We start from the raw sequence: 769 nt of genomic DNA on the forward strand, positions 1-769 counted from the left end.
GGACGGCGGCGCGGTGGGCTGCGCCGGTGGGGCGGCGGGCTCGACGGACGGGGCCCCGGGGACACGCTCGACGGGCGGAACCTCGGGTGCCCGCTCGACGGGCGGAACCTCGGGTGCCCGCTCGACGGGCGGAACCTCGGGTGCCCGCTCGACGGGCGGGGCCTCCGGAACGCGCTCGGCCGGCGGCGCCGTGGGCGCCACGGACGCCGCCGTTCCCGCGGCCGCAGCGGCGGCCGGCGGGGCCTCCGGGGCGGCCGGCGCCTCGGTGGTGGGGATGCCGGCGGCGGGGGCCTCGGGAGCGGCGGTGCCGGCGGCGGGGGCCTCGGGAGAGGCGGTGCCGGGAGCCTCGGGTGCCGCGGTCGAAGGAGCGGTGTCGGCAGCGGTCTCGGGTGCCGGTGCCGCGGGGGCGGCGGTGGCCGAGGAGGCCGGGATGCCCTCCGGCGGGGTGGCGGTCTCCGCCGGCCGGACGGCGGGGATGCCGTCCGGCGGGGTGCGCGCCTCGGTCGCGGTGCCGCCGGTGGGCAGGCCGCGGGGCGGCGTGCGGACGTCGTCGGCCGTCCCGGTGAGCTCGTCGCCCGCCGGGCGCTCCCGCGCAGGGGGCGCGGTCTCGCGTGCCTCCTCCTGGGCCTCGTCGGGGGCGGTCGGTGCCGCGGTCGCCCCGTCCGTGGGTGTCTCGCGCCCGGGTGCCTTCTCCGGAGCCTTCTCGGGCGCCCGCTCGGGGGCCTTCTCCGGTGCCGGTGCGGCGGACGCAGCGGACGCGGCGGCCCCG

Annotated in this window: 1 pseudogene; it reads right to left on the reverse strand. The window is 83.2% G+C overall.

Annotated elements, in window-relative coordinates:
* Positions 1–769 (reverse strand): annotated as a pseudogene (locus ACFQH9_RS24710) (signal recognition particle-docking protein FtsY); the annotation flags it as partial.

This window comes from Pseudonocardia lutea, from assembly GCF_042658055.1.
In the GTDB taxonomy this organism is placed as follows: Bacteria; Actinomycetota; Actinomycetes; order Mycobacteriales; family Pseudonocardiaceae; genus Pseudonocardia; species Pseudonocardia lutea.